Origin of the sequence: Actinoplanes palleronii (assembly GCF_016862315.1) — a bacterium.
GTDB lineage: Bacteria > Actinomycetota > Actinomycetes > Mycobacteriales > Micromonosporaceae > Actinoplanes > Actinoplanes palleronii.
Genome location: NZ_BOMS01000155.1, coordinates 1 through 7,548 on the forward strand (window position 1 = coordinate 1; position 7,548 = coordinate 7,548).

Here is a 7,548-nt window from a genome sequence, read left to right on the forward strand (position 1 = left end):
AGGCGCCCAGCGCACGAAACTCCCCACACGAGCTGGGCGCGGGCGCGGCGCGCCGAAAGTGCCCACGCGAGCTGGGCGCGGCGCGGCGGAAAGGCCCGCGCAGGTCGCGGCTGGGGTCAGGTGGGTAGGCGCAGGGTGACGGTGGTGCCGCTGGTGGGGGCGGGGGTGGCGGTGACCGTGCCGCCGTGTTGGTGGGCGGTCTGGGCGACGATGGCCAGGCCCAGGCCGGAGCCGGGCATGGAGCGGGCCGCGGCCGCGCGGTAGAAGCGGTCGAAGACGTGGGGCAGGTCCTCCGGGGCGATGCCGGGGCCGGTGTCCGTGACCGTGAGCGCGGTCCAGCCTGATTCGGCAGCGGACAGCCGGACCGTGACGGCGGCGCCGGGTGGGCTCCACTTGGCCGCGTTGTCCAGGACGTTCACCACCATGCGTTCCAGTTCGCCGGGGCGGCCGAGGACCGGGGACGGTGACAGGACCACGTCGTAGGTGATGCCGGGCGCGCGGATCCGGACGCGGTCCAGGGCGGCCGAGACCACGTCGGCGAAGTCGAGGGGTTCGACCGCTTCGCGGGCTGCTTCCTCCCGGGACAGCTCGACCAGCTCGGTGGTGAGCGTGGCCAGTTCGCGGACCTGGGCGTCCAGGTCGGCCAGGAGTTTGGCGCGGTCTTCCGGGGGGAGCCGGTGGGCCAGCTCGGGACGGCGTTCCAGTTCGAGCAGCAGCTCGACGTTGGTGCGGATGCTGGTCAGCGGGGTGCGCAGCTCGTGACCGGCGTCCTCGACCAGGGTGCGCTGGGCTCGGCGGGAGGCGTCGATGGCAGCCAGCATGGCGTTGACCGAGCGGCCCAGCCGGGCGATCTCGTCGGCGCCGCGCACGTCGATCGGGTGGTCCAGGTCCTGGGTGACCGCGACGTCCTCGACGGCCGAGGTGAGCCGTTCGACCGGGGCCAGGCCGGCGCGCGCGACGGTTCGGCCGAGGAAGGCCGCGCCGGCGATCCCGGCGGCGGAGCCGAGGGCGAGCAGGGCGGCGAACGCGGCGAGCACCTTGTCGCTGGGGTCCTCGTCCATGCCGACCTGGACCGCTCCCCCGCCGGGCAGCGGCAGGGTGAGCATCAGGTAGTCGTCCGGGCCGAGCGTGATCTTCTCCTGCACGGCCGCGCCGCTGGCGCCGGTGGCGATCGACCGGGCAGTGTCGGTGACCGGCAGCGTGGTCCGGCTGCCACCGGAGGCCGCGCCGGTGGCGTCCAGGATCTGCCAGCACGGGCCGATCTCCCGATCGTGGCGGCCACCACCACGGCCCCCGCCGGGGCGATCGCCGGGCGACCGGGTCCGCGACGACTCGGTGGCCAGCCACTGTGCCGGGTTGGCCGCGATGGAGGCGGCGTCGCTGCTCAACTCGAGCGCGACCTGGTGCTGCTGAATCTCCCGGACGGCGATCCAGGCACCGGTCGCGACGACCAGCACGGCGGCCCCGACCGCACCGGTGACCAGCAGGGACAACCGGGCGTGCAGGGTACGGGCGCGCCACCACCGGCCGGGTGCGACCTTCACAGCGGCTCCTCCCACCAGCGGCCGCGTGCGAGCTTCACAGCGGCTCCTCCCGGACCACGAACCCGACGCCCCGCACGGTGTGCAGCAGCCGGGGCTCGCCCTCGGACTCCAGTTTGCGGCGCAGGTAGCCGAGGTACACGTGCAGGCTGTTCGACCCCTCACCGAAGTCGTAGCCCCAGACCTGCTCGAACAACGCGGCCCGGGTGAGCACCTGACGCGGGTGGCGCAGGAACACCTCGAGGATGTCGAACTCCGTACGCGTCAATCGCAGTGACCGCCCGCCGCGCTGGACCTCGCGCGTGCGGGGGTTCAGCCGTACATCGGAAAAAACCAGGCACTCACCCGCCTCCGCCTCCCCCTGCGGCCCGCCGATCGGCGCGGTCAGCGCCGAGCGGCGCAGCAGTGCCCGGATCCGCGCGAGCAGTTCCTGCAGGGCGAACGGTTTGACCAGATAGTCGTCGGCGCCGGCGTCCAGCCCGGCGACCCGGTCGCCGACGCTGTCCCGGGCGGTGAGCATCAGCACCGGCAGCAGCACTCCCTCGGCGCGCAGCCGCCGGCACGCCTCGAGCCCGTCCATCCGCGGCATGCTGACGTCGAGGATCAGCGCGTCCGGCTCGCCGGCACGCACCGCGTCGAGGGCTTGCAGCCCGTCGCCGACCGTCTCCACCTGGTATCCCTCGAAGCGCAGCGTGCGCGCGAGCGAGTCGCGCACCGCCGCGTCGTCCTCCACCACCAGGATCCGCATGCCGTCCACACTGCCAGCCCCGGCGACGGTCAGGACAGGTGGGCGGCGTCGAGCGCGGACTGCAGTGACTCGAGGTATCCGTCGCTGGTCACGGTCGCGCCGGAGACGGTGTCGATCTTCGCGCTCTGCGCGTCGAGGGTCTCCTGGACCAGCGTCGGGACAGCCCGGGCGTTGATCTCCTGGTCCCGGTGGTTCTCGGTGGGGTAGACCGGCACGGTGACCGCGGTGATCTTGCCGTCGGCGACCGTGATGGCCACCTGGACGTCGCCCCACCGGGTGGAGGCCGTCGACCCGGTGTAGGTGGTCCCGCCGGCGCCGTCCGACGAGGCGCCACCTGACGAAGTGCCGCTCGACGAGCTGCCGTCCGACGAGGTGCCACCCGACGACGTGCCGGTGGCGACCGCCGCGGCGGCGACCGGCGCAGGGCTGTTGGTGCTGGTCCGGTAGCTGAACATCAGCACCAGAGCGGCGACCGTGGAGAGCATCCACAGGGTGATGCGGCGCATGGAGGCGTCCTTTCTCAAACTCACCAGGCGAACAGTTCGGTGTGCAGCCGGTCGGCGGGCACCCCGGCGGCCAGGGCCGCGGCGCGGACCGGTGCGGTCCAGGCCTCCGGTCCGCAGACGTACACGTGTGCGGCGGCCACCTCGGGCGCGACTTCCCGCAGCATCTCCGAGTCGGCACGTCCGGCCAGGTCGGCGGGCAGCCAGGACGGCCGGTCGGCGCGCGGCCCGAGCAGGGTCACCACCCGCACCCCGCGATGCCGGGCGAACCACTCCAGCTCGCCCCGGAAGGCCAGTTCCGCTTCGGTACGCGCGCGGTAGATCAGGGTCGCCTCCCCCGCCCGGTACGGCAGCTCGCCGAGCAGCGACAGCAGCGGGGTGACACCGATCCCGCAGGCGATCAGCACCACCGGGCCACCGGAGTAGGACTCGCCGGTCAGCTTCCCGTACGGGCCTTCGACCAGCACCTTCGTGCCGGGGCGCAGGCCCGCGACCCGGGAGCTGCCGTCACCGAGGTCCTTCACGGTGATCCGCAGCTGCTCGCCGTGCGGCGTGGCGGAGAGCGAGTACGGGTTGGCCCGGCTCCAGCCCGGCCCGGCCAGGAAGCGCCACTGGAAGAACTGCCCGGCCCGGGCCGGCAGCTCGGCGAGCCGCTGCCCGCTCAGGTAGACCGAGGTCAGTCCGGGGCCCTCCGGCACCACTCGGTCGACGACCAGCCGGTGGCGCCAGTTGCGCCAGGCCGGCAGCCCGATCCGGTAGACCAGGACGGCGCCGGCCGAGACCCCGTACAGCGTCCACCAGTACGTGCGGGACGCCGCCGAGGCGACGAAGTCGGCGCCGGTCCAGAGCTGGTGCGGCAGCGCGAGGCCGACACCGAGGTACGCGTACAGGTGCAGCAGGTGCCACGACTCGTAGCGCAGTTTGCGGCGGGCCGCCCGGATCGACGTGGCCACCACCATGACCAGCGCGAGGGTGCCGGCCGTGGCGAGCAGCATGCCGGGGTACGTCCAGATCATGTCCCACAGTTCGGCGACCGCGTTGGTGTTCGCCGCCGCCGCGTAGCCCAGGGTGATCGTCACGATGTGCACGACCATCAGCCAGAACGAGGTGAACCCGGCCCACCGGTGCCAGCGGGCCAGCCGGTCCTGACCGAACGCGCGCTCGACCAGCGGGATCCGGGCCATCAGCAGCACCTGGAGCAGCAGCAGGTCGGAGGCGAGCAGCCCGGTCAGCCGGCCGGCCGCGGACACCGCTTCCGCGCCGCCGCCGATGAGCTGCTGGACGCCGCCGTTGCCCACCCACAGCGCGACGACGATCAGCAGGCTGAGGGCGGCCGCGGTGCCACCCACGTCGGGATACCAGCGCGGAGTGGTCCGGGGGTCGGCGCGATGGACGGGCGTGGCGGTGGCGGTGGCGGTGGCGGTGGCGGTCATGGGATCAAATCTCGGCGTCCTGGCTAAGGACCGGCTTGGTGAACCGTAAAGGTTTTCTAAGAGCTCCGTCTCTCAGACCAGGAACAGACGACGCACAGGTCCAGCCCAGGCGAGGGGCCCCCAATGGGGAACATCAAATGAACTTCGCCTGAAGGAAGCCTTGTGAACGCATTGCTCGCCGCCGTTGCGGACCTCGTCGCGATCGCCGTCCTGACCTTCGGCGTCTACTTCCCCCGGCACCATCGGCGCGACCTGGTCGCCGCGTTCCTCGGGGTGAACATCGGTGTGCTGGCCGTCTCCACCGTGCTCGGCTCGGAGAACGTCGGCGCGGGCCTCGGGCTCGGCCTGTTCGGCGTCCTGTCGATCATCCGGCTGCGGTCCGACGAGATCAGCCAGACCGAGGTGGCGTACTACTTCGCGGCGCTCGCGCTGGGCCTGCTCCCCGGCCTCGGCGGCCTGGACGCGATCACCGGCGGGCTGATGGCGCTGATCCTCGCGGCGCTCTGGCTCGGCGACCACCCGGGACTGTTCAAGCGGCACCGCTTCCAGATCGTCCGGCTGGACGCCGCGCACACCGACGAGACCACGCTGCGCGCCCACCTGGAACGCGTGCTCGGCGGCACCGTGGTCAACCTGTCGATCAAGCAGGTGGACCTGGTCAACGACAGCACGCTGGTCGAGGTCCGGTACCTGGCACCGGCCACCGCCCGGGAGCGGGTGAGCGTCGGATGATCACCGCCTTCGCCCCGATCTCGCTGGACCACCTGGTCGCCTCGGCCGAGCTGCTGACCCGCGTCGACCGCAAGTACCTGCTGCCCGCGTCGGTGCTGCCCGGGCTGCTCGCCGGGCTGCCGCCGGACGTCCGGGCGCTGGAGATCGACGGGCAGCGCGACTTCGGCTACCGGTCGATCTACTTCGACACCGCCGGACTCGACAGTTACCTGGGCGCCGCTCATTCCCGCCGCCGGCGCTTCAAGGTCCGGATCCGTACCTACGCGGAGACCGGGACGCACTTCGTCGAGGTCAAGACCCGGGGCTCGCGGGGGACCACGATCAAAGAGCGGATTTCGTACGAAGGAAATGGTCTTGATCTGGGCCCGGACGGTCGCGCCCACCTCGAGCGCGTGCTGGCCGACGCGGGCATCCCGGTCGACGGCAGCGCTTTCCGGCCGGTTCTGATCACCCGCTACCGGCGGCACACGCTCTACCTGCCGGGCACCGGCAGCCGCGTCACCGTCGACACCGACCTGGGCTGGTCGCTGCCGGACGGCACACGGATCCGGATGCCGGACCGGGCCGTGCTGGAGACCAAGTCCGGTGGCGCCGCGTCCGAAGCCGATCGGCTGCTCTGGCGGCTGCACCACCGGCCCTGCTCGATCTCCAAATACGCCACCGGGCTCGCCGCGCTGCGCCCCGACCTCCCCGCCAACCGCTGGCAGCCCGTGCTCCGCCGCCACTTCTCCCTTGAGGAATCATCGTGAACCTGCGCAAAAAGTTCGTCGCCGCCGTCAGCTCGGCCGCCCTGGTCGCCGCCCTGCTCGCCGGCTGCTCCAGCAGCACCGGCTCCACCACCGACGCCGCCACCGGCACCACCGCCGCCGCGGTCGTCTCGGTCGACGGCACCCAGAAGGCGGCCGCCGTGCTCGCCGCGAACAAGTCCGCGACGGCCGTCGCCGACGTGAGCACCGACGGGGCCGCCACCATCACGCTCTCCGGCACCTCGGCCGGCTCCGACGCGGACGGGGTGACGGTGGACGGGTCGACCGTGACGATCACGGCGGCCGGGACGTACCGGATCAGCGGGACGCTCACCGACGGGCAGATCGTGGTGACCGCGCCGGACGCCGCGGTCACCCTGATCCTGGACGGCGCGTCGATCACCAGCTCGACCACGGCGGCGATCGCGGCCACCGACGTCGACGCGCTGACCGTGGTGCTGGCCGACGGGACCACCAGCACCCTCGCCGACGCCGCGTCCTACGCCGACGACGCGGACGTGAACGCGGCCCTGTTCAGCGCCGGTGACCTGAACGTCACCGGCACCGGGACGCTGACGGTGACCGGCAACGGCAACGACGGCATCACCAGCAAGGACGGCCTGGTCATCCAGTCCGGGACGGTCACCGTGACGGCCAAGGACGACGGGATCCGCGGCAAGGACTACGTCGTCGTCAACGGCGGGACGATCACGGTCACCGCGGGCGGCGACGGGATCAAGGCGGACAACGCCGACGACGCCGACTCCGGGTACGTGGCGATCGCGGCCGGGACCATGGCGCTGACCGCGACCGGCGACGGCGTGGACGCGGCCACCGACATCGTGGTGACCGGCGGCGACCTGGTGGTGAAGGCGGGCGGCGGCCACAGCGTCAAGGCCGCCGACGACACCTCGTCGAAGGGCCTGAAGTCCGGCGTGATCACCGTCCTCGAGGGTGGCACCACCACGGTGGACGCCGCCGACGACGCGATCCACAGCGACGGGGCGGTGCACTTCACCGGCGCGGCGGTCAGCGTGGCCAGCGGCGACGACGGGGTGCACGCCGAGGGCCAGGAGATCATCGACGGCGGGTCGGTCGAGGTGACCGCGTCGAACGAGGGCCTCGAGGCGGCCGACTTCGTGCTCAACTCCGGGACCGTGCACGTGGTCTCCAGCGACGACGGCATCAACGGCGCCGGCGGGACCGGGACCACCGAGGACACCCAGGGCGGTGGCGGCTTCGGCGGCGGGGGTGGCGGTGGCGACGAGGTCGGCGCGTACAAGGTGACCGTCAACGGCGGCACCCTGGTGATCGACGCCGGCGGTGACGGGCTGGACTCGAACGGGACCGCGGAGATCACCGGCGGGACGGTCGTGGTGAACGGGCCGGAGGGCAACGGGAACGGCGCCCTCGACGTCAACGGGACGTTCACCATCAGCGGCGGGACGCTGCTGGCGGCCGGCAGCTCCGGCATGGTGGTCGCGCCGAGCACCGACTCGGAGCAGGGCTGGCTGTCGGCGACGCTGGACAGCACGGTCGCGGCCGGCACCACGATCCAGATCGCGGACAGCGACGGGAACCTGATCGCGACGTACGTGACCAGCAAGTCCATCCAGAACGTCGTGTACTCCTCCTCGAAGATCAAGAGCGGCTCGTCGTACACCGTCTACACCGGCGGCACGGCCAGCGGGACCAGCACCGGCGGGCTCGCGGCCGGCGGGAAGCTGGGCGCGACCAAGGTCGCCACGGTCACCGCGGACGTGGCCCCGGCCGGCCGCGGCGGCGGTGGCGGGCGCGGCCACTGATCAGCTCCTCGGGGCGGGCCGGGTCTTCGGACCCGGCCCG

Annotated in this window: 7 protein-coding genes; 3 read left to right on the plus strand and 4 right to left on the minus strand. The window is 72.6% G+C overall.

The features are described 5' to 3' along the window. Positions 1-116: 116 nt before the first annotated feature. Genes Apa02nite_RS43795 through Apa02nite_RS43810 form a run of 4 tightly spaced genes read right to left on the minus strand, consistent with a single transcriptional unit; the run spans position 117 to position 4,225 of the window. On the minus strand, positions 117-1,544 hold the full coding sequence (locus Apa02nite_RS43795) for a sensor histidine kinase (protein ID WP_203830391.1): 1,428 nt from the start codon (positions 1,542-1,544) through the stop codon (positions 117-119). Between the two features lie 34 nt (positions 1,545-1,578). After that, a complete protein-coding gene (locus Apa02nite_RS43800) occupies positions 1,579-2,289 on the minus strand; it encodes a response regulator transcription factor (RefSeq protein ID WP_203830392.1) in 711 nt (236 codons plus the stop codon). Between the two features lie 29 nt (positions 2,290-2,318). Beyond that, on the minus strand, positions 2,319-2,795 hold the full coding sequence (locus tag Apa02nite_RS43805) for an FMN-binding protein (protein ID WP_203830393.1): 477 nt from the start codon (positions 2,793-2,795) through the stop codon (positions 2,319-2,321). Between the two features lie 20 nt (positions 2,796-2,815). Further along, positions 2,816-4,225: a ferredoxin reductase family protein gene (locus tag Apa02nite_RS43810; RefSeq protein WP_203830394.1), complete on the minus strand. Its 1,410-nt coding sequence runs from the start codon at positions 4,223-4,225 to the stop codon at positions 2,816-2,818. 162 nt (positions 4,226-4,387) lie between these two features. On the opposite strand from Apa02nite_RS43810, the gene Apa02nite_RS43815 reads away from it, so the two are divergent. Genes Apa02nite_RS43815 through Apa02nite_RS43825 form a run of 3 tightly spaced genes read left to right on the plus strand, consistent with a single transcriptional unit; the run spans position 4,388 to position 7,508 of the window. Then, positions 4,388-4,957: a DUF4956 domain-containing protein gene (locus tag Apa02nite_RS43815; protein ID WP_067706441.1), complete on the plus strand. Its 570-nt coding sequence runs from the start codon at positions 4,388-4,390 to the stop codon at positions 4,955-4,957. Next, the gene (locus Apa02nite_RS43820; protein WP_067706438.1) at positions 4,954-5,706 is read left to right on the plus strand and encodes a polyphosphate polymerase domain-containing protein; all 753 of its coding nucleotides are present in this window, start codon (positions 4,954-4,956) and stop codon (positions 5,704-5,706) included. Before Apa02nite_RS43815 ends, Apa02nite_RS43820 begins: the two co-directional genes overlap by 4 nt. After that, positions 5,703-7,508, plus strand: coding sequence for a carbohydrate-binding domain-containing protein (locus Apa02nite_RS43825; protein WP_203830395.1), 1,806 nt, complete (start codon positions 5,703-5,705; stop codon positions 7,506-7,508). Before Apa02nite_RS43820 ends, Apa02nite_RS43825 begins: the two co-directional genes overlap by 4 nt. The last annotated feature ends 40 nt before the right edge of the window (positions 7,509-7,548 follow it).

Bases quoted from the DNA above. Each gene is read 5' to 3' on its own strand.
- Apa02nite_RS43800 (WP_203830392.1), bottom strand. From the start codon at position 2,289: ATGCGGATCCTGGTGGTGGAGGACGACGCGGCGGTGCGCGACTCGCTC.
- Apa02nite_RS43805 (WP_203830393.1), bottom strand. From the start codon at position 2,795: ATGCGCCGCATCACCCTGTGGATGCTCTCCACGGTCGCCGCTCTGGTG.
- Apa02nite_RS43810 (WP_203830394.1), bottom strand. From the start codon at position 4,225: ATGACCGCCACCGCCACCGCCACCGCCACCGCCACGCCCGTCCATCGC.
- Apa02nite_RS43820 (WP_067706438.1), top strand. From the start codon at position 4,954: ATGATCACCGCCTTCGCCCCGATCTCGCTGGACCACCTGGTCGCCTCG.